This window comes from Mycolicibacter nonchromogenicus, assembly GCF_002101775.1.
GTDB lineage: Bacteria > Actinomycetota > Actinomycetes > Mycobacteriales > Mycobacteriaceae > Mycobacterium > Mycobacterium nonchromogenicum.
The window spans coordinates 165,697-189,261 of sequence record NZ_LQPI01000048.1 but is presented as its reverse complement, the minus strand read 5'-3'; the positions used below and the strand labels follow the sequence as shown (position 1 = coordinate 189,261).

Here is a 23,565-nt window from a genome sequence, read left to right as displayed (position 1 = left end):
ACCCAGATTCGATTACGAACGGCAACCCTCGACAAGGTCGCTAGAACGTGTTCTAGTTCTTGGCATGACGAAACCGCAGTTCAGCCGCGCGGAACTGGCCGCCGCGTTCGAGACCTTCGAGCAGACCGTTGCCCGGGCCGCCGAAACCAAGGACTGGGATGTCTGGGTTGCGCACTACACCCGGGACGTCGAATACGTCGAGCATGCGATGGGCACCATGCACGGACGGGACGAGGTCCGCAGCTGGATCCGCAGGACCATGTCGACGTTCCCGGGCAGCTACATGACCGAGTTCCCATCCCTGTGGTCGGTGATCGACGAGGACCGCGGGCGCATCATCTGCGAACTGGACAACCCGATGCGCGACCCGGGTGACGGCACCGTCATCAGCGCCACCAATATCTCGATCATCACCTACGCCGGCGACGGCCTCTGGAGCCGCCAGGAGGACATCTACAACCCGCTGCGCTTTGTCGCGGCGACCATGAATTGGTGCCGTAAGGCCCAGGAACTCGGCACCCTCGACGAGGAGGCGGCCGCCTGGATGCAGCAGTTCGGAGGTAACGCATGAGCCGCAGGCCCAAGCTTGTCATCGGAGCCAACGGGTTCCTGGGATCTCACGTCACCCGCCAACTGGTCGACGCCGGCGAAGACGTCCGGGTGATGGTGCGCCCGAGCGCCAACACCATCGCCATCGACCACCTCGACGTCACGCGGTTCCACGGCGACATCTTCGATTCGGCCACCCTGGCCGAGGCGATGGCCGGCTGCGACGACGTCTACTACTGCGTCGTGGACACCCGCGCCTGGCTGCGCGATCCGAGCCCGCTGTTCCGCACCAACGTCGAGGGCACCCGCAATGTGCTGGCCGTTGCTCAAGACGCTGACCTGCGCCGATTCGTGTTCACCAGCAGCTACGCCACGGTGGGCCGGCGCCGCGGCCACGTCGCCACCGAGGACGACATCATCAACCCGCGCGGACTCACGCCCTACGTCCAATCACGGGTGCAGGCCGAAGAACTGGTGCTGCGCAGCGCCGACGCCGGCCTGCCCGCGGTCGCGATGTGCGTGTCCACCACCTACGGCGACGGCGACTGGGGCCGGACCCCGCACGGAGCGTTCATCGCCGGAGCGGCATTCGGCAAGCTGCCGTTCCTGATGAAGGGCATCGAGCTGGAGGCGGTCGGCGTCGACGATGCCGCGCGCGCGATGATCCTGGCCGCCGACCATGGCCGCAACGGCCAGCGCTACCTGATCTCCGAGCGGTTGATCGCGCTGGCGGACGTGGTCAAGATCGCGGCCGAGGAAGCCGGCATGCCGGTGCCGTCGCGCTCGATCTCGGTGCCCACGCTGTATGCACTGGGCGCGCTGGGCAGCCTGCGGGCACGACTGACCCGCAAGGACGCCGAGCTGAGCTGGACGTCGGTGCGGATGATGCGCGCCGAAGCCCCGGTGGACCACAGCAAGGCGGTGCGCGAACTCGGCTGGCAGCCACGACCGGTCGAGGAATCGATCCGGGAGGCGGCACGTTTCTGGATGAAACTGCGTAACGCCAAGAAGCGAGGTTCGCCCGCATGACACACGGCCAATCGAACGGACGCCCGATTCATCTCCCGACCGACGAATACCCGATCACCGTGACGCCGACCGGCCGGCGGGTCACGGTGCGGATCGGCGGCGAGATCATTGCCGACAGTGTGGACGCACTCACGCTGCAGGAGTCGAATCGCCCTGCAGTGCAGTACATTCCACTAAGCGACGTCAACACCGACCTGCTGAGTCTGACCGCGACCACCAGCTATTGCCCGTTCAAGGGCGATGCCGCCTACTACAGCGTGAGCACCCCGGACGGCCACACCGTCGTCGATGCGATCTGGACCTACGAGCAGCCGTTCCCGGCGGTCGCGGAGATCGCCGGTCACGTCGCGTTCTACCCCGACAAAGCCGACATCGCCGTCGCCGACGCCTAAAGGCCGTTAAATACCCAGGACCTGGCCGGCGAACCGGGTGTCGGTGAACTCGCGCACCGAGACGATCCGCCCCTCTTGAGTGTCGACGATGAACACCACCGGGCTGTCGTAGTGCGACCCGTCGGCGGTCTCACATTCGCCGAGCGCTTCGATCACGACGGTCTCGTGTTCGTTGATGCAGCGCAACAGGTCGATGCTGACCCGTAGACCTTTCCGGCGTTGTTCGACCTGCAACCGCAGCGCATCCTGGTCGATAGCCTCGCGGGTCAGGATGCTCCAGTAGGTGAAATCGTCACTGACCAGCGTAAATATCTCATCGAGGTCATCGTCGCCGCAGAGGCCCTGCAGAAACATCCACGCGAGTTCCGCCTGGGGATCATCGAAAGGGGTGGACACCACACCATCGTGGCGTGGCAGCGCGTAGCGGTCAACGCGAACAGCCGGTCCTTATGATCGCGTCATCAGTAATTCGCTCTGCCGGTCCATCACTTTTCCCGGTCCGGTCAGCCTCGCGCTGGCGCTGGGCCCGCTGCGCCGCGGGCCGGGCGACCCATGCCTGCAGGTGGTTGACGGCGCCGTCTGGCGAACCAGCCTGATGCCCAGCGGGCCGCTGACAGCACGCCTGGTCCAGACGGCCCCCAACGTGGTGGACTGCGTGGCCTGGGGAGCCGGTGCCGCGGAGTTTCTGGAGGGGGCACCTGGCCTGGTGGGTGTCCACGACGACGCGACCGACTTCGCGCCGACCGACCCGACGGTGCTCGCCGCCCACCGACGCGTACCGCAGCTGCGGCTCGGCCGCACCGGTCGGGTGCTCGAGGCACTCATCCCGGCTGTGCTCGAGCAGCGGGTGCCGGGTGTTGATGCCTTTCGTGCATGGCGGCTGCTGGTCACCGAATTCGGCTCGCCGGCTCCGGGTCCGGCGCCGGCGCGCATGCGGGTGCCCCCGTCGGCGCACACCTGGCGGACCATTCCGTCATGGAAGTTCCACCGCGCCAACGTCGATGGCGGCAGGGCGCGAACCATTGTCGGTTGTGCGGGGCGTGCGGATGCCCTCGAACGCCTGGGTGCCCGCCCGGCCGCGGAAGCCAGGGTGGCGCTGATGTCGTTGCCCGGCGTCGGGGAGTGGACCGCGGCCGAGACCACGCAGCGCGCATTCGGCGATGCCGATGCGTTGTCGGTCGGCGACTATCACCTGGCGACGATGATCGGCCGCACGCTGCTGGGTCTTCCGCTCGACGCGACGTTCACCGACGAGGCCATGGTGGAACTGATGGAGCCGATGCGGCCGCACCGGCACCGGGTGGTGCGATTGCTGATCGAGAGCGGGCTCGCGGTCAGCCCACGACGGGGGCCGCGCCTGGCCCTGCAGCGGATCAGTTCGCTGTAGACGAGTCGTCGGTCTCGGGGGCAAACCTGCCGGAGTCGAGCGCGTCGAGCAGTCGGCTGGCGATCCACTCGAACGTGGAGGCGTCGCGTGGCAGCTGGGCCTGCTCGTACCCGATCAACAGGTAAAGCGCCGAGCTTGCGAACAACTGCGCCTGACGTTTGTCCTGAAGGATCTCCAGCGCCGACTCGAACATGACGTCGAAACGTTGCTGATCCACCTCGGCCTGTACGGCGTGCACTCGAGCATCCGCCGAGCCCCAGCCACGGATGGCGGCTTCGGCCCCATGCGGCAGGGTCAGGCCGATCTGGAGCAGGTGATCGAGGCGCTCACGCGGGTCGGGTATGGCGCGGACGAACTCCACGTGCTGGAGCGTGCGCTCATCGAGCCAGTGTTGAACCAGTTCACGGGTGTAAACCGGCCAACTGGTGAAGTAGTGGTAAAACGAGCCTGTCGTGACGCCGAGCCGGTTGCACACTTCGGCGAGCTTGAGGCCCCCGTAGCCCAACTCGGACAGCACCTCGAAACCTGTCTCGAAGTACGCCTGTCGAGAGAGAACAGCGGCCATAAGTCGACTTTAGTTCGCTGGAAGCCGTTGGCATATATTGCCCCGCGACTTAAGTAAATCTTCGTAATGATTATTTTTCCTGGGTGGGGCAGCCGTGCCGTGCCACACTTGTTGAGTGCGGGATGCGGCATTTCGCAGGGTAGGGCGCCCCCGTGGGGCGCGCTCCGGCGTGACCAGGGAACGCATCGTGACCGCCGCAGGCGGGGTCTTCGGCGAATTCGGCTACCACGCAACAACATTTCAGGCGATAGCGGAACGCGCAGAGCTGACTCGCCCAGCGATCAATCACTACTTTCCCAGCAAGCGATTGCTCTATCAGGCGGTTCTGACACAGGCCGAGACCCTGTTGAATCAAGCAGTCGATCAGGCGCGCCGCGAACCGACCCTGGTGGCCCAGCTGTCGTCGATCGTCGCGGCGTTTGCCCGGCTCGGTGAAGAGGACCACGCGGTGGCGGTGTTCGTGGTGACCGCCGTCGTCGATGCCCAGCGCGACCCGGCGCTGCGATCATTGGTGGGCACGATCCAGGTCCCCACCAGGGCATTCCTGGCCGCTGCGCTCACCGACGCCGTCGAACGCGGAGAGCTGATCAGCACCACGGGGGTCGCTGAGCTGACCGAGATGCTGCTGGCCGTGCTCTGGGGAATCACCTCTTATGTGGCGCTGCTCGCCAGGCCCGGCGCAACCGCGGGGGTGGTCGCCACGCTGCAGGCGCTGTTGGCCCAGGAACTCTGGCAGTTGCGTCAGCCAGTCGACGGATAGAGTTAATAGCCCGGCTAACTTTCATCGGTAGTATGGCGTGCGACACCGGCCCGACCAGACGAGGTAACCCGATGAGCGCACTCCGTACTGACGACGACACCTGGGACATCGCCACCAGTGTCGGCTCGACGGCGGTCATGGTGGCCGCCGCCCGCGCGTCCGAGACCGCCAGTGCCGATCCGCTGATCAATGACCCGTACGCCGCACTCCTGGTGGCCGGAGCCGGCACCGGGGTCTGGGAGATGCTGCTCGACGACACGATGGTCGACAAGGTGGCGGCCATCGACGCCGAGGTCGCCGCGGTCTATCATCATATGCGCAGCTACCAGGCGGTCCGGACGCACTTCTTCGACGCCTTCTTCGCCGACGCGGTGGCCGCCGGCATCCGCCAGGTGGTAATCCTGGCGTCCGGGCTGGACTCACGGGCCTACCGCCTGGACTGGCCGGCCGGCACCACCGTCTATGAGATCGACCAGCCGAAGGTGCTGGCCTACAAAGAACAGGTCTTGGCCGACAACAACGTGACCCCGGCGGCCGAGCGCCACAGTGTGGCCATCGACCTGCGGCAGGACTGGCCGGCCGCATTGACCGCCGCCGGGTTCGATCCCGCCGCCCCGACCGCGTGGCTCGCCGAGGGACTGTTGATGTACCTGCCCGCCGAGGCCCAGGACCGGCTGTTCGACCAGATCACCGCGCTCAGCGCCCCCGGGAGCCGGGTCGCGGCGGAAACCGCGGGCAACCACCGCTCCGATGAGCGGCGCCAGCAGATGGCGGAGCGGTTCAAGAAGATCGCGGAGACGCTCGGCCTGACGCAGAGCCTGGACATCCAGGATCTGATCTACTCCGACGAGGACCGCGCGTCAGTGCGGGCATGGCTCGACGAGCACGGCTGGCAGGCCGCCTCGGTGCCCTCAACCGCGGAGATGCGCCGGCTGAACCGCTGGGTGGACGGGACGGTGACCGACGACGAGGACGCGTTCTCGGAGTTCGTCACCGCAGTGCGCAACTGACTCGGCATACCGACCCGACATAGCGGACTCGATCCGCCCCCCGTATACAGAGAAGGCCTGGAAGTTGGCCCGAGGCCTCGTCTGGGTCTGTTCTTAGCGTGGCGGTCGAGAGGAAGGAAACTGATGTCCGGAGTGCAGGATCGTGTTGTCGTCGTCACCGGTGCCGGTGGTGGGTTGGGCCGCGAATATGCCCTGACCCTGGCCCGGGAGGGGGCCAGTGTGGTGGTCAACGATCTCGGTGGGGCCCGTGACGGCACCGGCGCCGGGCACAACATGGCCGACCAGGTGGTCACCGAGATCAAAGAGGCCGGCGGCCGGGCCGTCGCCAATTACGACAGCGTCGCCGACGCCGAGGGCGCAGCCAACATCATCCAGACTGCGATCGACGAGTTCGGCAAGGTCGACGGCGTGGTCAGCAACGCCGGCATTCTGCGCGACGGCACCTTCCACAAGATGACGGCGGAGAACTGGAACGCCGTGCTGCAGGTGCACCTCTACGGCGGCTACAACGTGGTGCGCGCGGCATGGCCGCACTTCCGCGAGCAGAGCTTCGGCCGCGTTGTTGTCGCCACCTCCACCAGCGGGCTGTTCGGCAACTTCGGGCAGGCCAACTACGGTGCGGCCAAGCTCGGCCTGGTGGGCCTGATCAACACGCTGGCCATCGAGGGCGCCAAGTACAACATCAAGGCCAACGCGATCGCCCCCATCGCGGCGACCCGGATGACCGAGGACATCCTGCCGCCGGAGGTGCTGGCCAAGCTCAAGCCCGAATACGTCGCACCGGTGGTGGCCTACCTGTGCACCGAAGAGATCGCCGAGACCGGCTCGGTGTTCATCGCCGGCGGCGGCAAGGTGCAGCGGACCGCGCTGTTCGAGAACGCCGGCGCCACCTTCGAGAACCCACCGTCGGTCGACGAGATCGCGGCGCAGTGGTCGACGATCGCCGACCTCTCGGAGGCCAAGGTGGCCAACTTCTCGCTGTAACGGCTGCGCCGACGCGGCGCGCTGCTTCAGCCGAGCAGCGCGCCGCGCAGCCCGTCACGGTCGGCGGCAGAGACGCCGGCGGCCGTCAGGAAACTGTCCAGCGAGCCGAAGTTCTTCTCGATCGAGTGTTCGGCGGCCTCCAGATATTCGGCGCGCACCCCGAGCACCTCGTCGGAGAGGCGCGCTTCGGTGAAGGTCAACATCTCCGGGGTGATCTCCGCCTCGGGCCGGGACCGGATGATCTCGATGAGCCGCTCCCGCAGCGCCGGCACCGCGTTATTGCTGTGCAGATAGTCGGCGATGACGGCGTCACGGTCCACTCCGGCCGCGCGCAACACCACCGCCACCACGAATCCGGTGCGGTCCTTACCGGCGAAGCAGTGCGCCAGCACCGGCCGACCTGCTGCCAGCAGCGACACCACCCGCTGCACTGCCCGGCGGGACCCGGCGAGGGTGGGGAAGCGCTGGTACTCCTCGAGCATGTAGCGGGCGGCGACGTCGCCGGCGGACTCCTCGTCGGGCTTCTCGGCCATCATCTTGCGGAACGCGTCCTCGTGCGGAGCCGAGCTGTTGGGGGCCTGGTCGCCGGCCAGGTCCGGGAAGGGCAGCAGGTGGATGCCCACCCCGGCGGGCACCAGCCCCGGTCCGCGGCGCGTGACTTCGCGCGGCGACCGCAGATCGGCTACGTCGGACACCCCGAGTCGCAGCAGCTCTGCGCGCCCGCGATCCTCAAGGCGACTCAGTTCGCTGGACCGGAACAACCGGCCGGGGCGCAGCGCGCCGGTGGTCTGGGAGACATCGCGAAAATTCCACGCCCCGGGCGGATTCGGCTGGGAGGTCACCCGGCCACGATAGGGCACCACGGCTGTGGCGTGGCTGACCAGACGTGAAACGGCCCCCGATCCGGGTGGATCAGGGGGCCGTCGGTGCGGTTTGGTGCGGCCGTCTAGACCGGGGGGTAGTTCTGCGGGGGGTAGCCGCCGCCGCTCTCGACGCCACGGAGGCCCCACGTCAGGTACTTGAAGAAGAACTCGGCCTCGTCGCTCAGCTCGTAATCCGGATTGGGATCGTAACCGTAACCAGGACCCATGTCGTCAACCCCTTAGTTTGGATTCTCACTACTTTAGTCCGCCCGTCAACGGTGCAACAGGCGACTGCCTAGAATCCTTCCAACCAGTTGATTGACACGCCGATGACACCGGCCTGGCCGAAGAGTGAGTGGACATGGCAAACGGCAAGGCTACGCCGGGGGGATCGTCGCAGGCCCCGTCTCGCCGCGAGGAGTTGCTCGCGGTCGCCACCAAGTTGTTCGCGGCCCGCGGCTACCACGGCACCCGCATGGATGACGTGGCCGACGTGGTGGGACTGAACAAGGCGACGGTCTACCACTACTACGCCAGCAAGTCGCTGATCCTCTACGACATCTACCAGCAGGCCGCGGAACGCACCCTGGCGGCCGTCCACGACGACCCGTCGTGGACCGCCCGCGAGGCGCTGTACCAGTACACCGTGCGTCTGCTCGACCAGATCGCGGTCAACCCCGAGGGCGCGGCGGTCTACTTCCAGGAGCAGCCCTACATCACCGAATGGTTCACCGAGGAGCAGGTCGCCGAGATCCGGGAGAAGGAAGCCCAGGTCTACGAACACGTGCATGGCCTGATCGACCGCGGTATCGCCAGCGGCGAGTTCTACCCCTGCGACTCGCACGTGCTGGCGTTGGGCTACATCGGAATGACGCTCGGCGCCTACCGCTGGTTGCGGCCCAGCGGCCGGCGCAGCGCCAAGGAGATCGCCGCCGAGTTCAGCACGGCGTTGCTGCGGGGGCTGATCCGCGACGAGACCATCCGGGTCGAATCCCCGCTGGGGGTGTAGGCGGCGGTCCGTCCCCGGCCTGCCTTTCGCCGAGCCGGAACTACGCTTCACGACACGCGGCGGGCGCGTCGCGAGATTCCGGCTCGGCAGTGGGGGCCGCAGCCGCCCGGGGCTCAGGCTCCCGCGGTCTTGAGGTTGCGGTCGAGGAACTCCAGCTGATCCGCGACGACCCGTTCGAAGGCGTCGCCGACGTAGATGTCGAAGTGGCCCTCGGGGTAGCGCTTGACGGTGCCGCGGGGAGCCTTGGCGGCATAGCGCAGGGTCGGCCCCGGCGGGGCGACCGAGTCGGTGTCGCAGACGCAGAACAGGATCGGGCAGCCCACCTTCGCCGCCAGCCGGCCCGGCCGGTAGGTCAGGATCTTCATCCCGATGCGCGCGGCGACCTCGTTGCGCAGTTGCTGTCCCTGCGGAACCAGCTTCAGGTAGCCCGGGTAGGTGTCGGGCGTCGTCATCAGCGCGACCTCGCCGGGACGGCCGGCGGCCGCGACCATCACCGGCGGATTGCCGAGCCGGGCCGCAGCCAGATCGCGCAACGCCAACAGGCTGATCCGGGCGGTGGTCAACGGCGGAATGGTGCGGGCGGAGGCGATCCCGTCGGTGAACGGGCATTGCGCCACCGCCGCTGCCACCGGCAGCCGCGCCGCGGTGGCGATCACGTGACCACCGCCGAACGACGTGCCCCACAGGCCGATCCGGTTGCGGTCGACACCGGCCAGGGTGTGCGCGAAGTCGACCGCGGCGGACCAGTCGGCCAGCTGCATGCCCACATCGAGCAGCTGGCGGGGCGCGCCGTCACTGTCGCCGAAGTTGCGGTAGTCGAACACCAGGCAGGCGTAACCGGCCGCGGCGAACCGCTCGGCGTAGGCATCGAGTCGCATGGTTCGCACCGCCCCGAGGCCATGGGCCATCACCAGCAGCGGGGCGCCGTCCGGATCGGACTCCTCGGGGCGGTACAGCCAGGCGCTGATGCGGTCCGCGCCGGAACGAAACGAGACGTCTTCGCGGGTAGCCATGCCTAAAGGTAGCCCCGTCTGTGGTAAACCGGCATCGTGACCGGGGCGGTGACGCACAGCCAGTTTCGGAGCCTTGTGCAGAGTCTGGCCGACGTGGTGGGTCCGGCTTTCGTCACCGACGATCCCGACGTGCTGGCCGGCCGCAGTGTCGACTACACCGGCCGTTACCGGGGCCGAGCGGGTGCGCTGGTGCGGCCCGGCTCGCCCGAGGAAGTGGCCGCGGTGCTGCGGGTCTGCCGCGACGCCGGCGCGCACGTCACCGTCCAGGGCGGGCGTACCTCGCTGGTGGCCGGCACCGTCCCGGAGCACGACGACGTGCTGCTGTCCACCGAGCGGCTGAACACCGTCGGTGAGGTCGACGGCGTCGAGCGACGGGTGAGTGCGGGTGCGGGTGCGGTCCTCGCGGCGGTGCAGCGTGCTGCCGCGGATGCCGGGCTGGTCTTCGGAGTGGACCTGACCGCTCGGGACACCGCGACGGTCGGGGGCATGGCCTCCACCAACGCCGGCGGGCTCTACACCGTGCACTACGGCAACATGGGCGAGCAGGTGCTCGGCCTGCAGGTGGCGCTGCCCGACGGTGCGCTGCTGCATCGGCACAGCGCGGTGCGCAGCGACAACACCGGCTACGACCTGCCGGCGCTGTTCGTCGGGGCCGAAGGAACTCTGGGCGTCATCACCGCACTGGATCTGCGGTTGCATCCGCTCCCGGCGCATCGGATCACGGCCGTCTGCGGCTTCGCGGACTTGGCGGACCTGGTCGAGGCGGCCCGCATCTTTCGCGACCTGGACGGCATCGCGACGCTGGAATTGATGGACGCCCGCGCCGCCGCGCTGACCGGGGAGCGGCTCGGGATCCCCGCCCCGGTGCGCGGTGACTGGCTACTGCTGGTGGAGCTCACCGGCGACACCGACCAGTCCGATCGCCTGGCGGCGCTGCTGGCGCGGGTGCGGTGCTGCGACGAGCCGGCGGTGGGCGTGGACCATGCCACCCAACAGCGGCTCTGGCGGGTGCGCGAGGCGATCGCCGACGTCTTGGGGGCGTTCGGCCCGCCGTTGAAGTTCGATGTGTCCCTGCCCCTGGCCGCCGTCGCCGGCTTCGCCGTGGCGGCGAGCACGGCGGTGAGCCGGCATGCTCCCGAGGCGCTGCCGGTGCTGTTCGGTCATATCGGCGAGGGCAACCTGCACTTCAACGTGCTGCGCTGCTCGGCGTCCGCCGAGGCCGGCCTGTATGCGGCGATGATGCAGCTGATCGCCGACTGCGGGGGCAACGTCAGCTCCGAACACGGGGTGGGCAGCCGCAAGCGGGCCTACCTGGCGATGTCGCGGGGGCCGGACGACATCGCCGCAATGCGGAGGATCAAGGCCGCGTTCGACCCGACCGGCTATCTCAATGCCGCGGTGCTCTTCGATTAGTCGCGGTGTTTGATGCCGACGGCCTGACGCAGCTGGGCGAGAAACTGATCGGAGTCGTCGCTGCGAATGATGTAGTGCGAGATGGCGATCCGAATCGCGGCGGCCGCCTTCACCGGTGCGTCCGGTCCGGTCAGCATTCGCTGCAGGCCCTCGCGCATCGGCGCGATGATGCGGGAGAAGTCGGAGAGCACATGTTTGGGTTCGACGTCGATCATCCGCACGCCGGTGGACGAGTGCTGGTAGTCGACGATGAAACGTAATGCGGCATCGAGTTTCTCGGTACCCCGCAGTCCTTCGGTGGCGCGGGCCAGCCCGCTGTCGAAGATGTGTCGCTCGTAGCGCGAGAACGCCGAGATCAGCTCTTCCTTCGAGGGGAACCAGCGATACAGGGTGGGGCGGGAGACTCCGGCCTGGGACGCCACCTCGGACAGGCTGAGCTTGGTCAGCCCGTTGCGGCTGAGCACCTCGGCAGTGGCCGCGAGGATCCGCTGACGGGTCGAGCTGTCGGGAGCGTCCACCGTGCCGCGGGTCATGGTGGAAACTTTACAAAAGATAGTGAGACTGTCACGTCGGTTCGGCGCCTGGACATCGTTCGGCAATTATCGCGAGCGACGGGCCGCAAGTCACGTGCGGGCCGCCGCCACTAACGACGCCGCACCAGGACGGACTGTTGAATGCCCGCCACCGCGCCCTGCGCGTCGAACAGGGTGCCGATCGTCGTCCCGATGCCGTCGGGGCCGTAATTGGTCTCGGCGCGGATCCCGATCCATTCGCCGTCGGGAATCCGATGCACGTGCACCACCAGGTCGGTGTTGAGGAATGTCCACTTCCTGATGTCGAGCTTGGTGCCCACCCCGTTGGCGTCATCGGCCACCGCGAACAACCGCTGCAGCGGTGTCAGCGCCTCGCCCTTGACCAGGTCCACGATCGGGGAGATCCAGGATTCGCCGGCACCGGGGGCCAGGGGTGTGGTCAGCCAGCGCCAGTCCAGGCTGTGCACGTAGTTGCGGTCCCAGTTCTGCTTCATGTCGTCGCCGCGCGCTTCGCTGAGCGGCCGCAGCGGGGGAGCCGAGGCGTGTTGCACCGCGCCGGTGTCCACGGTCTGCAACCGCCAACCGCTCGCGCGGGCGACCGGTCGCGGCCTCTGGTCGGGGCCCAGTGCCGACATCTCGGCGCTGACCAGTTCGATCTGCCTGCCGGCCCGGTCCACCTGGCCGCGCACCCACAGCGCTCCCTCGACCGGGACGGGCCCCAACAGGTCGATGCTGACCCGGCTGAGCCGAGTGTCGTCGCGGGGCTCCACGCGTTCCAGTGCCCGCACCAACAGGGCCGAAACCGGTGCGGCGTGCTGAATCTGAGCCGACCAGGTACCGCGCACCAGATCGGTGGCAGCGAACTTCTCGCCCCGCGGATCGGCCTCGTCCAGCAGCTCGTAGTAGGAGTCGGTCATGGCAGTCCGGCGCCGGGAATCGCCACGGTCACGGCCTCCACGCGCGAGTCTGTGGTGCCGATCAGACGTTTGGGGTAGGCGCTGGGGCTGGTCATCAGGAACAGCGTGCGGCGCCCCGGCCCGCCCAGCGCGCACGCGATCGCGGCCCGCTCGCCGGTGGGGATGCGGTCGGTCACCACACCGCCCTCGGTGATGCGCTCGAACTGATTGGCCAGGGTCATCGCCGTCCACACCCCGCCGCCGGCGTCCAGCGCAATACCGTCCGGGGGTCCGTCCAACCCGTCGGCGAACACCCGGCGGTCGTGCAGTCCGCCGTCGGCGTCGATGGCGAACCGGGTGAGCCGACGGCCCATGGACTCCGCCACGATCAGCGTGCCGCCGTCCGGGGTGATCACCATGCCGTTGGGAAAGTCGAGATCCTCAGCGACCCGCTGCACACCGCCGTCGGGATCGACCCGGACCAGCACACCGCCGGAATAGGCCTGCGACCCGATGTAGCAGCGGCCCGCCGCATCCACCACCATGTCGCCCAGATCGGCGGGGACCCGGTCGCTGAGATCGACCAGCGTGGTCACCGTGTCGCCGTCGTAGCAGAGCACCTGACGGTCAGACGCCGAGGCGATCAGCAGCGATCCGTCCGGCCGGAACCCCAGCCCGCTGGGGGTATGGCCCGGCAGGGGCACGGTGGTGGTCGAACCGCGCAGGTTGACGGTGTGGATCGCCTCGCCGAGCATGTCGGAGAACCACAGCAGACCCTCGAACCAGCGGGGCCCCTCGCCGAAGCAGAATCCGCCGGCCAGTGGTGCGGCGGGTGAACGGGAACCCGGGTTGTCCTGCTGTGAACGTGTTTCGGCGATATCCAACACTGTCGCCCTCCTGTCCGGCGGCCGCGGATGCGGTTGAGCCCACTTTACAAAATGCCGCTGAAATGTCACGCTCGCGGAATGTCTGAAGCATCTCCGACCACCGAGACTTCCCCAACGACGACGCAATGGACGGTGAGCGGCCTGCTCGACCTGTTCGAGGTGACCGCCGACGGACAGGACCGGTTCACCGGCGCAACGGGCCTGGCCGGCGAAGACGAGCGCCAAGTCGTGGAGGGCACGCAGTTGCTGGCGCAGGCCATCGTCGCCGCGGCGAAGCGCTTCGGCGACAAGTCGATCCGATCGGTGCACGCGGTGTTCGCCCGGGCTGTGCTGGTGGGGCCGCCGGCGGAATACGTCCTCGACGTGGTCAATGAGGGCCGATCAACGGCCACCGCGGTGATCTCGGTGCTGCAGAACCAGAAGCGCTGCGCGACCATCACCGTGCTCGCCGATGTGCCGACGGCCGATGTGATCACCCATCACCTGCCGAGGCCGGAGGTGGCAGCACCGGCGCAGGCCAATCCCTGCGTCATGCCGATGATCGGACGCGAGGTGCGTCTGGTCGACGTCGTCGACGTCAACAGCCCCGACGAGGTGGGGCCACCGGAGCTCTACGCCTGGCTGCACTATGACCCGATACCCACCCGCGACGACCTCGCCAAGGCGCTGATCGCTTATTTCACCGGGCATCTGGGCATCTCCACCACCATGCGGGCACATGCCGGGATCGGCACCAGTCAGTCACATCTGACGGTGTCCACCGCCCCCATGACGGTCACCGTGAGCTTCCACGAACCGGTGCGCTGGGACGGCTGGATCCTCTACAGCCATGAAAGCACCCAGGTGGGCGCAGGCATGTCCTACGTTCGCGGCACCGTGCACACCGAGGACGGCGCCCTGCTCGCCTCGTTCGCCCAGGACGGCCTGATCCGGCCGCTGCGCGCCAGCGACAACAAGATCGCCGAGCACTCGCGGCTATAGCCGCGGGCGCCCGGCCGGCGTGGGCAGTTCGGCGAACCCGCCGACGCGCGCCAGATCAAAGCTGAAAAGACCAGCGATGGGCACACTCTCGGGCAGCGGGTCCGGGTAGCTCCAGGCCACGTCCGGCACGACGGTGTCCCCGACGACCGCGGACCAATAGCGGGCGTAGCCCTTGTAGTTGCAGTAGGTCGACGTCGTCGATGCCTGCAGCAGATCTGTGCGGACGTGCTCCGGGGCGACATACAGCCGCGGCGCCAGCGCCGTCTCGAACAGGATCACGGTGTCGTCGGTGTCCACCAGGGTCACGCCGTCAACCTCGACCCGCAACGCGCGCCGAGTGGGCCGGCAATCGACCCGGTGATAGGGATTCGGCGGGTAGTGCACCAGCCGCCGGCCCTCTTCGAACCAGGCGTCCACGGCGTCCCACGCGACCTGGACGAAGCCGGGTGCCTCCGCGAGCGCCTGATGTGGAAGATCGCCGACGGCGTCGGCGGGGAAGGCGTAGGCCAGCGGCCGGCCCTGGCGATGCACCAGCAGCGCGCTTTCGGTGTCGATCACGGTGCACTCGCCACGGATCGCCTGCACGCGGCGCGGATGCGGTTCGACATACACCAGCGCGCCGGTGATCTCCGGAGCGAACCAGCCGGCGCGCTCGGTGCTCAGGGGGCCGTGCCCGGCAACCAGACTCATCTCACTCGCACCCTTCGCCGTCGGTCACGTTCCACCAATTCGCCTTTACAAATTTAGCTTCAAATGTAATATCTCGTTGGAACTGTGCTGCGTGGCGACGAGCTGGGATGATGCGATGACGAGTACCGCTGCGGCCCTGGATTCCCCGGCGCCGGACCACAACCTGCGTTACCGCCTCGATGTCATCGCCCCCGACGTCGCCGGTCTGGTGCAGGCGGCCGGAGGGTGGCTGTATCACCGGGCGGCGACCGGTTGGGACGTGCGGGTGCTGGTGCCGGCGCACCAGGATCTGCGGCCGTTGCAGATCCTGGGACTCACCACGGCAGACCTCGAGGCGGAACTGTCTGCCGCGCGCCCCGATGCGCCCGAACACAGCCTGGCGGTGGTGGCCGAGGCACTGATCGCCGATGCCCGGATCAGCGCACGGGTGCACCACGCGCTGCGCAGCAGCCTGACCGAGGTCGTGCTGTGGGGCCGGCGCTGGCCGCTGGAGGTCAGTCATCGGCTCAAGACCGTGGCGCACCGGCCCACCGTGGCGGGGCGGGCGTTCAAACGCCAAGCGCTGGCCGCTGCCGATGCCGCGCCGTTGGACGGCCCGGAGATATTCCGGAGCGACCAAAAACACTGTGCACCCATCAATTCCGACCTGGTTCCGGTCGGCTGATGCGCAAGCACTACGACCACACGCTGCTCTACCTGCACGAGACCATCGATCTGGGTCGCGGCCTGCGCGACGACTTCACCCGCAACTTCACCGATATCTATCAGCCGATGATGACCGAGCTGGGCGCCCGATTGTTCGGACTGTGGGAGAGCACCCCCTACAACGGGCACTGGCCGCAGGTCACGATCATCTGGGAGATCGACGCATTCGCCGACTACGCCCGAATCGGGCGGGCGCGCAGCCGCGGCGGCAGCCACGCCGAGCGCGCGGCCGAATGGTCGGCCTACCTCGCCGGCATCGGAGCCTCGGGGGAGGGCCGCATCATGTACCCGGGCCCGCACAACAAGACGCTGGCAGAACTGCGCGCGGCCGACTTCGACGCGACCGTGGTCATCCAGGAGATCATGCAGACCAAGCCCGGCCGCCAAGACGACTACATCCGGGAGCTGGAACGACTGTATGTGCCGTGGTCGGAGCGCACCGGCAAGCGCTGGCTCGGTTCGTTCACCACCACCTTCCGCTACAACGAGGTCATCCACTACTGGGCGCTGGACGGCGGATGGGACTGCTTCGCCGAGCACTACCCGTCGTGGAAGGACCACCCGCCGGCGGAGATCGTGACGTGGATGAGTGTGGCGCCCGCCCTGCGCGACGGCTGGGAGGACACCATCCTGCAGGCCTTGGAGCCGTCACCGCTGCAGCGAGACGCCACGTGACAAGCGTTGCCGCACCGGAGTTCTCCTACGATCCGTTCGACCCCGCGGTGATGGCCGACCCCCTGCCGTACTACAGGGTGCTGCGCGATCAGCACCCGATGTACTACGTCCCGCAGTGGGACCTGTACGCGTTGTCCCGCTTCGACGACATCTGGGATGTGTTGGCCGTCAGCGACGGAACCTTCGTGGCTTCCGAGGGCACCCTGCCGGCGGCCAACGTGCTGGCGCACCACAACAGCGGTCCGGTCCCGGACCCGCCGCTGCACCCGCTGCCCTTCCACGCCGTCTTCGACAAGCCGATCTACGACGACATCCGCCGACTGCAGTCCCCGGCGTTTCGGCCCCGATCGGTGGCCGACTGGGAAGAGCGGGTCCGGGTGCTGGCCAATCAGCGGCTCGACGAACTGCTTGCGCGGGGCCACTTCGACCTGACCTGTGATTACGGCGGAGTCGTGGTGGCCCAGGTGGTCTGCGAGCTGCTGGGCATTCCGATCGACTGCGCCGCCGAGGTCTTGGCCTCGGTCAACGCCGGCAGCCTCGCGCAGGCCGGTGCCGGAGTGGACACGGCCGCGGCACGGCCCAACTATCTGCAGTACCTCGTCCCGGCCGTGCAGCGCCGGCGGGCTGAGCAGAGCCCCGGCGAGCTGCCGATCGTCGACGGGATGCTGGCCTACCGGCTGCCGGACGGCAGTGATCTCGACGACGTCGAAGCGGCTACCCAACTGCTGTGCATCTTCATCGGTGGCACCGAGACCGTGCCCAAGATCGTCGCGCACGGGCTGTGGGAACTGGCGCAACGGCCGGATCAACTGGCTGCGGTGCGGGCCGATCCGCACAACACAGTGCCGCGGGCACGCGAGGAGATGATCCGCTACTGCGCACCGGCGCAATGGTTCGCGCGCACCGCCCGCAAACCGTTCACCCTGCACGGGACGACGGTCAAGCCCGGCCAGCGCATCATCACCCTGTTGGCCTCGGCCAACCGCGATGAGCGTGAGTACCCCGATCCCGACGCCTTCCAGTGGGACCGGCCGATCAGACGATCCCTGGCATTCGGCCGCGGCCAGCACTTCTGCATCGGCTACCACCTGGCCCGGCTGGAAGTGACTGTCCTGGTGCAGGAATGGCTGCGCCGAGTCCCGGACTACCGAGTGCTCGACGAGGGTGCGACCAGGCTGCCGTCCAGTTTTCAATGGGGCTGGAACACCATCCCGGTGGAGGTCTGACACATGTGGGCATACCGATTGGTGGCGCCGTATCAGTTCGAGAAGATCGAGGCCCCCGACCCCAGCGAGCAGCAGGTCGGCGCGGGACAGGTGCTGCTGCAGTTCGTCGCCGCCGGGGTCTGCGGCAGCGATATGCCGGCCTTTCGCGGCGCGCAGGGCAGGCTGCCCGGTGACGACGGCGCCGCGGCCGCCGAGAAGCTCGGCTTCCCGATCCACGAGATCGTCGGCGACGTCATCGCCAGCCGCCACCCGCAGCACCGGCCCGGAGACCGAGTCGTCGGCTGGGCGTCGGGGTTCGACGGCCTGATGGAACAGGTGATCAGCGACGGCGACGGCCTGGCGACCTACGACCCGGCGCTGACGCCCGCTCAAGCCGTGGGCCTGCAGCCGCTGGCCTGTGTGCTCTACGCCGTCGAACAGCTGCCCGACCTCACCGGCCGGCACGTGGCGGTGATCGGTCAGGGCTCGATCGGTCTGCTGTTCAGCGCTGTCGCCAAGGCCGCCGGTGCTGGGCACGTCACCGGGGTGGACCCGGTTGATCGCCGAGAGGTGGCCGGCGCCTTCGGTGTTGACACGGTGGTGCAGGCGACCAGCGACCGCTGGGTGCGCCACCTAGAGGCGGGGGACCGCCCGGAGATCGTGATCGAGGCGGTGGGGCACCAGGTCGCCACCTTGGGCCACGCCGTCGAAGCAGTCGCACCCGGCGGCACGGTGTTCTACTTCGGCGTCCCCGACGACGACAGTTATCCGATCAGCATGCGCACCATGCTGCGCAACAATCTGACGTTGATCTCCGGAGTGACGCGGGACCGGCGGCGGATGCTGGAAGCCGCCGGCCGCTTCGCCACGCAGCATCCAGAACTGTTGGATAACTACGTGACTCACGTCTTCGGTTGCCATGAGGCCCAGGCCGCCTTCGAGCTCGCGACCCGACCCGTGCCGGACCGAGTCAAGATCGCGATGGTCGCATGACGTCGGCGCTGCGCACCGCACTGGCGTCCCGGGCCCCGATCTGGGGAGGCTGGGTCACCGGGCCCACCGTGCTGGGCCCGGAGGAATTCGCCCGCGCCGGTTATGACTATGTGGGTTTCGACGCCCAACACAGTTACCTCGACGACGCCGACATCGCCGCCATGCTGCGCCACACCGAACACCTGCCGATCGCGACCGCGGTCCGGTTGCCCAACACCGACGCCGCCGCCATCGGCCGGGTGCTCGACGCCGGGGCCGACGCGGTCATCATCGCGCTGATCGAGAACGCCGAGCAGGCGGCCTTCGCGGTGGCCGCCACCCGTTACCCCCCGGCCGGGATCCGCAGCTTCGGGCCGTTGCGGCCCGGGCTGGGCCGCGATCTGGCCGCGCTCGAAGCGCGAGCAGACGTGTTCGCCATGATCGAGACCGCCGCGGGGTTGGCCGACATCGAGCGGATCTGCGCCGTTCCCGGCCTGGCCGGCATCTATGTCGGCCCCGCGGACCTGGCGATCTCGATGGGTGTCGACGTCGCCCACGCCACCACGCACCCGGACCTGCTCGCGGCGATGACGCGAATCCGGCGTGCGGCAGCGCACGCGGGCGTGATCGCGGCGATCCACGGCGGATCGGGCGCGGCGGGGGCGGCCCTGGCCGGGCTGGGCTACCAGATGATCACGCTGGCCGCCGAGTCGCAGGCGCTGCGCCGCGGAGCGCTCGAGCATCTCGACGAAGCGCGGGGCCGATGAGCCCGCCCCGCGTAGCGCTGGTCACCGGCGCCGCCCGCGGCCAGGGCTGGGCCATCGCGCAACGACTGCGCGCCGACGGATTCGCCGTGGCCGCCTGCGACATCAACGACGCCGAACTCAACGCAGCGGTCACCGCGCGAGCCGACGACGCACTGATCGGTGTTCGGCTCGACGTGACCCGCCCCGAGCAATGGGAAGCCGCGGTGGCCACCACCGTCGAACGGTTCGGGGCGCTGACCGCGTTGATCAACAACGCCGGCGCCCTGCACCGCGCGGCGATCGCCGACGAGACACCCGAGGACTTCGAGAAGGCGTGGCGGGTCAACTGCCTGGGCCCGTTCCTCGGGATACAGGCGGCATTGGAGCAACTGCGCCGCCACGACGGTGCGGCGATCGTCAACACCTGCAGCACCGGGGCGATCCGCCCCTTCCCGCAGCACAGCGCCTACGGGTCGTCCAAGTGGGCACTGCGCGGCCTGACCCAGACCGTGGCCGCCGAACTGGTCTCGGCGGGCATCCGGGTCAACGCGGTGTTCCCCGGGCCGATCGCCACACCGATGCTCGACGACGTCACCCAACAGCGGCTGGCCGCGGTGTCGGCGACCGGCCGCCTCGGCCGGCCGGTCGAGGTGGCTGACGCGGTGGCGTTCCTGGTCTCGGAAGCCGCGTCGTTCATCACCGGCGCCGAACTCGTCGTGGACGGCGGCCAGTGCCTGCAGATCCGATGAGAACCCGCGAACTGTCGGTCGGCATCATCGGCGCCGGACCGGGCGGGCTCGCGTTGGGGATCCTGTTGCGGCGTGCCGGATTTGCCGACTTCACCATCTTCGACCGGGAGGACGGCGTCGGCGGCACCTGGCGGATCAACACGTATCCGGGACTGGCGTGTGACGTCAAATCACACCTGTACTCCTTTTCCTTCGACCTGAACCCGCACTGGTCGCGGCAGTGGTCGCAGCAACCCGAGATCTTGTCCTACTTCGAGCGCTGCGCGGCTGAGCATGGCCTGGACGCACATCTGCGGCTGCGCACCGAGATCCGCGCCGCCCGCTGGGAACCAGACCGGCGTCAGTGGTGTCTGAGCAGCAGCGACGGCGCGCAGCACCGGTTCGACGTGGTGGTCTCCGCCGTGGGGCTGTTCACCCAGCCGGTGCTGCCGGAACTGATCGAGGAAGAGCCGTTCGCCGGCACCGTGATGCACTCGGCGCGGTGGGACCACTCGGTGCCGATCGCCGGTGCGAAGGTCGCCGTGCTGGGGACGGGTTCGACTGCGGCGCAACTGCTGCCGGAGTTGGCGCAGGTCGCCGAGAAGGTGTATTCGCTGCAGCGGTCGCCGACCTGGATTCTGCCCAAACCGGACCGCCCCTACACCCCACGGGAGCGGTGGGCCTTCGCCCGCATCCCGTTGGCCAAGCGCCTCTACCGGATGCGTCTGTGGCTGCGCAGCGAGGCGAACATCTCGGTGATCGAGCACGGCAGCGACAAGACCCGCGAGTTCACCGACACCGCGCGAAAACTCCTGGAGCGCTCCATCGCCGACGATCAGCTGAGGGCGGCGCTCACCCCCGATCACCCGTTGGGCTGCAAGCGACTGGTGTTCTCCTCGGACTACCTGACCGCACTGGCCCGACCCAACGTCGAAGTGGTGACCAGCCCGGCCCGGGCGCTGCGGACCCGATCGGTGGTCACCGAGGACGGCACGGAATGCGAGGTGGACGTGGTGGTCTGCGCCACCGGCTATGCCGCCGCGGACTACCTCGGTCAGATCGAGGTGACCGGCGAGGACGGCACCACACTCAAACAGGCCTGGCGCGACGGGCCGCGGGCCTACCTGGGCATGGCGATGCCCGGCTTCCCCAACTTCTTCATGCTCTACGGGCCCAACACCAACGTCGGCTCCAACAGCGTCATCTTCGTGCTGGAAGCCCAAGCGCGCTACATCGTTCGGGTGCTCAAACACCTGCGGCGCACCCGCAGGTCCTACGTCGCGGTGCGGCCCGCCGCCCTGGCCGACTTCATCGCCAAGATCGACCGGTGGATGCACGGCACGGTGTGGACCACCCGCTGCAGCAACTACTTCCGCGCCGCCAACGGCCGGGTGGTCACCCAGTGGCCGCGCAGCGCCGGCGCTTTCTGGGCCATGACCCGACGGTTCCGGGCCGCCGACTTCGCCTTCGAACCGGATAAACCCGTCAGTGCGCAGCGAACGTGATGATCTGACGCACCGCGGCGCCGTCGGCGAGCTGATCCATGGCCTCGTTGATCTGCTCGAGGGGCACGGTCGCCGAGACCAGCCGCTCGACGGGAAGCCGGCCGGCTCGCCACAGCCCGACGAACCGCGGAATGTCGCGCGCGGGAACCGCCGAGCCCAGATAGCTGCCGATCAGCGCGCGGCCCTGCGCAACCAGACCCAGTGGGGACACGCTGATGCGGGCATCCGGCGGCGGTAGGCCGACGGTGATGGTGCGCCCACCCGGCGCGGTCAGCCCGATCGCCGTCTCGAGCGCGGCGGGATGACCCGCGGCCTCGATCACCACCGGGGCGCGCACGCCGGCGTCGAGCGCCTGCTGCGGGGTGTAGGTGAGCGCAGCGCCCAGCGCGGTCGCGGCGGCCAGCTTGTCCGGCAGGCGGTCGATCGCGATGACCTGCACGCCGTCGTGGGCCAGCGCGGTGAGCACCGCGGCCATGCCGACTCCGCCGAGCCCCACCACCGCCACGGTGTCGCCCGGCGCCGGACGGCCGACGTTGAGCACGGCGCCGCCGCCGGTCAGCACCGCACAGCCCAGCAGGGCGGCCACCGTCGGCGGCACGTCATCAGGCACCGGGACCACGCTGGTCTGGCTCACCACCGCATGAGTGGCGAACCCGGAGACCCCGAGGTGGTGGTAGACGGCCTGGTCGGCGCGATGTAGCCGCATCCCCCCGCCGAGCAGGGTGCCCGCGCCGTTGGCGGCGCTGCCGGGCTCGCACGGCGCCAGGCCGTCGGTGGCGCACGCCGCGCAGTGGCCGCAGCGGGGCAGGAAGGTCAGCACCACACGCTGGCCCGGCCGCACCGCGGTGACCCCGGCGCCGACCTCTTCGACGATGCCCGCGGCTTCGTGGCCGAGCAGCATCGGCACCGGACGCACCCGGTTGCCGTCGACCACCGATAGGTCGGAGTGACACACCCCGGCGGCCTCCACCCGCACCAGCAGCTCGCCCTCACCGGGCGGGGCCAGCTCCAGCTGCGTCACCGTCAGCGGGCGCGAGACGGCATAGGGGCGCGGCGCCCCGATCCGCTCCAGCACCGCCCCGCGGATGGTGGTCATGCTGGAATACAACCATGAGTGGCCACGCACCGGTTCCGCCCGCGCCGGAAGGGTTGACCAGCCAGGACTTCCCGGTGCACTGGCCGGTGCTGACCCGCTGGGCCGACAACGACATGTTCGGCCACCTCAACAACGCGGTGTACTACCAACTGTTCGACACCGCGATCAACGGCTGGATCGCCGAACATGTCGACATCGACCCGGTCGCGACGCCGGAGCTGGGGGTGGTCGCCGAATCGGGGTGCCGCTTCCTGGGCGAACTCGCCTTCCCGGAGCGGCTCGCGGTGGGGCTGGCCGTCACCCGGTTGGGCCGCAGCAGCGTCACCTATCGGCTCGCGCTGTTCCGGGCCCCGGGGGATGCCGGCGCCGTACCCCTGGCCGCACTCGGGCATTGGGTGCACGTCTACGTCGACCGCACCACCCGGCGGCCGGTGCCGATCCCCGACGGTATTCGCGCGCTGTTGGCCACCGCCCAGGTTTAGCGCGGCGGCTGGCGCGCCGGTGGCTATGCTCGGCGGGTGCCGCTCGTGAGCAAGACCGTCGAAGTCGCCGCCGACGCCGCAACCATCATGGGGATCGTTGCCGATTTCGAGGCGTACCCGCAGTGGAATGAAGAGGTCAAGGGGATCTGGGTGCTGGCCCGCTACGACGACGGCCGGCCCAGCCAGCTGCGGCTGGACGCCTCCTACTCCGGGTTCGACGGCACCTTCATCCAGGCCGTCTACTACCCCAGTGAGACCCAGATCCAGACCGTCCTGCAGCAGGGCGACCTGTTCAGCAAGCAGGAGCAGCTGTTCTCGGTGGTGGAGATCGGCCCGACCACGCTGCTCACCGTCGACATGAACGTCGAGACGGAGATGTCGGTGCCCAAACCGATGCTCAAGAAGGCGTTCAACAACGCCCTGGACTATCTGGCTGACAATCTCAAACGCCGCGCCGAAGCACTGGCTGCGGGCTAGCACGAAGCGGGAG

At 68.6% G+C, this 23,565-nt stretch carries 29 protein-coding genes; 19 read left to right on the top strand and 10 right to left on the bottom strand.

Going from position 1 to position 23,565, the window contains the following annotated elements:
- Window positions 1-64: 64 nt before the first annotated feature.
- Genes AWC18_RS13710 through AWC18_RS13700 form a run of 3 tightly spaced genes read left to right on the top strand, consistent with a single transcriptional unit; the run spans window position 65 to window position 1,970 of the window.
- A complete protein-coding gene (locus AWC18_RS13710; protein ID WP_085139070.1) occupies window positions 65-571 on the top strand; it encodes a nuclear transport factor 2 family protein in 507 nt (168 codons plus the stop codon).
- The gene (locus AWC18_RS13705) at window positions 568-1,578 is read left to right on the top strand and encodes an NAD-dependent epimerase/dehydratase family protein (RefSeq protein ID WP_085139069.1); all 1,011 of its coding nucleotides are present in this window, start codon (window positions 568-570) and stop codon (window positions 1,576-1,578) included. Before AWC18_RS13710 ends, AWC18_RS13705 begins: the two co-directional genes overlap by 4 nt.
- A complete protein-coding gene (locus tag AWC18_RS13700; RefSeq protein ID WP_085139068.1) occupies window positions 1,575-1,970 on the top strand; it encodes a DUF427 domain-containing protein in 396 nt (131 codons plus the stop codon). Before AWC18_RS13705 ends, AWC18_RS13700 begins: the two co-directional genes overlap by 4 nt.
- Before the next feature lie 6 nt (window positions 1,971-1,976).
- Here AWC18_RS13700 and AWC18_RS13695 read toward each other — a convergent pair whose 3' ends face one another.
- The gene (locus AWC18_RS13695) at window positions 1,977-2,366 is read right to left on the bottom strand and encodes a nuclear transport factor 2 family protein (RefSeq protein ID WP_085139104.1); all 390 of its coding nucleotides are present in this window, start codon (window positions 2,364-2,366) and stop codon (window positions 1,977-1,979) included.
- A gap of 64 nt (window positions 2,367-2,430) precedes the next feature.
- Between AWC18_RS13695 and AWC18_RS13690 the strand changes: the two genes are divergently transcribed.
- On the top strand, window positions 2,431-3,357 hold the full coding sequence (locus AWC18_RS13690) for a DNA-3-methyladenine glycosylase family protein (RefSeq protein ID WP_085139067.1): 927 nt from the start codon (window positions 2,431-2,433) through the stop codon (window positions 3,355-3,357).
- Here AWC18_RS13690 and AWC18_RS13685 read toward each other — a convergent pair.
- Window positions 3,344-3,922, bottom strand: coding sequence for a TetR/AcrR family transcriptional regulator (locus AWC18_RS13685; RefSeq protein ID WP_085139066.1), 579 nt, complete (start codon window positions 3,920-3,922; stop codon window positions 3,344-3,346). The genes AWC18_RS13690 and AWC18_RS13685 overlap by 14 nt on opposite strands.
- A 187-nt stretch (window positions 3,923-4,109) precedes the next feature.
- On the opposite strand from AWC18_RS13685, the gene AWC18_RS13680 reads away from it, so the two are divergent.
- The 3 genes from AWC18_RS13680 to AWC18_RS13670 all read left to right on the top strand — a co-directional run bounded on the left by AWC18_RS13680 (window position 4,110) and on the right by AWC18_RS13670 (window position 6,676).
- The gene (locus AWC18_RS13680) at window positions 4,110-4,682 is read left to right on the top strand and encodes a TetR/AcrR family transcriptional regulator (RefSeq protein WP_234806524.1); all 573 of its coding nucleotides are present in this window, start codon (window positions 4,110-4,112) and stop codon (window positions 4,680-4,682) included.
- A gap of 71 nt (window positions 4,683-4,753) precedes the next feature.
- On the top strand, window positions 4,754-5,692 hold the full coding sequence (locus tag AWC18_RS13675; RefSeq protein ID WP_085139064.1) for a class I SAM-dependent methyltransferase: 939 nt from the start codon (window positions 4,754-4,756) through the stop codon (window positions 5,690-5,692).
- A 123-nt stretch (window positions 5,693-5,815) separates the two neighbouring features.
- Complete coding sequence (locus AWC18_RS13670) at window positions 5,816-6,676, top strand: SDR family oxidoreductase (protein ID WP_064999897.1); 861 nt, start codon at window positions 5,816-5,818, stop codon at window positions 6,674-6,676.
- Window positions 6,677-6,702: 26 nt separating this feature from the next.
- Here AWC18_RS13670 and AWC18_RS13665 read toward each other — a convergent pair whose 3' ends face one another.
- Together AWC18_RS13665 and AWC18_RS21170 are read right to left on the bottom strand one after the other, a co-directional pair.
- Window positions 6,703-7,518, bottom strand: a complete 816-nt coding sequence (locus tag AWC18_RS13665) for a tyrosine-protein phosphatase (RefSeq protein ID WP_085139103.1) — start codon at window positions 7,516-7,518, stop codon at window positions 6,703-6,705.
- Window positions 7,519-7,622: 104 nt separating this feature from the next.
- A complete protein-coding gene (locus AWC18_RS21170; protein WP_109470502.1) occupies window positions 7,623-7,766 on the bottom strand; it encodes a hypothetical protein in 144 nt (47 codons plus the stop codon).
- 134 nt (window positions 7,767-7,900) lie between these two features.
- Between AWC18_RS21170 and AWC18_RS13660 the strand changes: the two genes are divergently transcribed.
- Window positions 7,901-8,548 (top strand): TetR/AcrR family transcriptional regulator, encoded by a 648-nt coding sequence (locus AWC18_RS13660; protein ID WP_046285376.1) that lies wholly within the window; start codon window positions 7,901-7,903, stop codon window positions 8,546-8,548.
- Window positions 8,549-8,661: 113 nt separating this feature from the next.
- Here AWC18_RS13660 and AWC18_RS13655 read toward each other — a convergent pair whose 3' ends face one another.
- Window positions 8,662-9,561 carry an alpha/beta hydrolase gene (locus tag AWC18_RS13655; protein WP_085139063.1) on the bottom strand — a complete coding sequence of 300 codons (900 nt, stop codon included), beginning with the start codon at window positions 9,559-9,561 and terminating at the stop codon, window positions 8,662-8,664.
- A 75-nt stretch (window positions 9,562-9,636) separates the two neighbouring features.
- Between AWC18_RS13655 and AWC18_RS13650 the strand changes: the two genes are divergently transcribed.
- Window positions 9,637-10,974 (top strand): FAD-binding oxidoreductase, encoded by a 1,338-nt coding sequence (locus AWC18_RS13650; protein WP_109560088.1) that lies wholly within the window; start codon window positions 9,637-9,639, stop codon window positions 10,972-10,974.
- Here AWC18_RS13650 and AWC18_RS13645 read toward each other — a convergent pair.
- The 3 genes from AWC18_RS13645 to AWC18_RS13635 form a co-directional block, all read right to left on the bottom strand.
- Window positions 10,971-11,507: a TetR/AcrR family transcriptional regulator gene (locus tag AWC18_RS13645; protein WP_064997973.1), complete on the bottom strand. Its 537-nt coding sequence runs from the start codon at window positions 11,505-11,507 to the stop codon at window positions 10,971-10,973. The genes AWC18_RS13650 and AWC18_RS13645 overlap by 4 nt on opposite strands.
- 110 nt (window positions 11,508-11,617) lie before the next feature.
- A complete protein-coding gene (locus AWC18_RS13640) occupies window positions 11,618-12,424 on the bottom strand; it encodes a thioesterase family protein (RefSeq protein ID WP_085139062.1) in 807 nt (268 codons plus the stop codon).
- Window positions 12,421-13,281 carry an SMP-30/gluconolactonase/LRE family protein gene (locus AWC18_RS13635; protein ID WP_085139101.1) on the bottom strand — a complete coding sequence of 287 codons (861 nt, stop codon included), beginning with the start codon at window positions 13,279-13,281 and terminating at the stop codon, window positions 12,421-12,423. Before AWC18_RS13635 ends, AWC18_RS13640 begins: the two co-directional genes overlap by 4 nt.
- A gap of 87 nt (window positions 13,282-13,368) precedes the next feature.
- Here AWC18_RS13635 and AWC18_RS13630 point away from each other — a divergent pair, with 87 nt between their 5' ends.
- Window positions 13,369-14,271, top strand: coding sequence for an acyl-CoA thioesterase (locus AWC18_RS13630; RefSeq protein ID WP_085139061.1), 903 nt, complete (start codon window positions 13,369-13,371; stop codon window positions 14,269-14,271).
- Here AWC18_RS13630 and AWC18_RS13625 read toward each other — a convergent pair.
- Window positions 14,266-14,961 (bottom strand): DUF427 domain-containing protein, encoded by a 696-nt coding sequence (locus AWC18_RS13625; protein WP_085139060.1) that lies wholly within the window; start codon window positions 14,959-14,961, stop codon window positions 14,266-14,268. The genes AWC18_RS13630 and AWC18_RS13625 overlap by 6 nt on opposite strands.
- Window positions 14,962-15,076: 115 nt before the next feature.
- On the opposite strand from AWC18_RS13625, the gene AWC18_RS13620 reads away from it, so the two are divergent.
- Genes AWC18_RS13620 through AWC18_RS13590 form a run of 7 tightly spaced genes read left to right on the top strand, consistent with a single transcriptional unit; the run spans window position 15,077 to window position 21,497 of the window.
- A complete protein-coding gene (locus AWC18_RS13620; protein ID WP_085139059.1) occupies window positions 15,077-15,625 on the top strand; it encodes a hypothetical protein in 549 nt (182 codons plus the stop codon).
- A complete protein-coding gene (locus AWC18_RS13615; protein WP_085139058.1) occupies window positions 15,625-16,341 on the top strand; it encodes an NIPSNAP family protein in 717 nt (238 codons plus the stop codon). Before AWC18_RS13620 ends, AWC18_RS13615 begins: the two co-directional genes overlap by 1 nt.
- 50 nt (window positions 16,342-16,391) lie before the next feature.
- On the top strand, window positions 16,392-17,567 hold the full coding sequence (locus AWC18_RS13610) for a cytochrome P450 (RefSeq protein WP_085139100.1): 1,176 nt from the start codon (window positions 16,392-16,394) through the stop codon (window positions 17,565-17,567).
- Between the two features lie 3 nt (window positions 17,568-17,570).
- Window positions 17,571-18,539, top strand: a complete 969-nt coding sequence (locus AWC18_RS13605) for a zinc-binding dehydrogenase (RefSeq protein WP_085139057.1) — start codon at window positions 17,571-17,573, stop codon at window positions 18,537-18,539.
- Window positions 18,536-19,285 (top strand): HpcH/HpaI aldolase family protein, encoded by a 750-nt coding sequence (locus tag AWC18_RS13600; RefSeq protein ID WP_085139056.1) that lies wholly within the window; start codon window positions 18,536-18,538, stop codon window positions 19,283-19,285. Before AWC18_RS13605 ends, AWC18_RS13600 begins: the two co-directional genes overlap by 4 nt.
- On the top strand, window positions 19,282-20,013 hold the full coding sequence (locus AWC18_RS13595) for an SDR family NAD(P)-dependent oxidoreductase (RefSeq protein ID WP_085139055.1): 732 nt from the start codon (window positions 19,282-19,284) through the stop codon (window positions 20,011-20,013). The genes AWC18_RS13600 and AWC18_RS13595 overlap by 4 nt, the downstream gene beginning before the upstream one ends.
- Window positions 19,995-21,497 (top strand): flavin-containing monooxygenase, encoded by a 1,503-nt coding sequence (locus tag AWC18_RS13590; protein ID WP_420093337.1) that lies wholly within the window; start codon window positions 19,995-19,997, stop codon window positions 21,495-21,497. The genes AWC18_RS13595 and AWC18_RS13590 overlap by 19 nt, the downstream gene beginning before the upstream one ends.
- On the opposite strand, the gene AWC18_RS13585 is transcribed toward AWC18_RS13590, so the two are convergent.
- Window positions 21,478-22,593, bottom strand: a complete 1,116-nt coding sequence (locus AWC18_RS13585) for an alcohol dehydrogenase catalytic domain-containing protein (RefSeq protein WP_085139053.1) — start codon at window positions 22,591-22,593, stop codon at window positions 21,478-21,480. The genes AWC18_RS13590 and AWC18_RS13585 overlap by 20 nt on opposite strands.
- 14 nt (window positions 22,594-22,607) lie before the next feature.
- Between AWC18_RS13585 and AWC18_RS13580 the strand changes: the two genes are divergently transcribed.
- Window positions 22,608-23,075, top strand: coding sequence for an acyl-CoA thioesterase (locus AWC18_RS13580; RefSeq protein ID WP_064997983.1), 468 nt, complete (start codon window positions 22,608-22,610; stop codon window positions 23,073-23,075).
- Window positions 23,076-23,111: 36 nt separating this feature from the next.
- A complete protein-coding gene (locus AWC18_RS13575) occupies window positions 23,112-23,552 on the top strand; it encodes an SRPBCC family protein (RefSeq protein ID WP_046320410.1) in 441 nt (146 codons plus the stop codon).
- Window positions 23,553-23,565 lie beyond the last annotated feature (13 nt).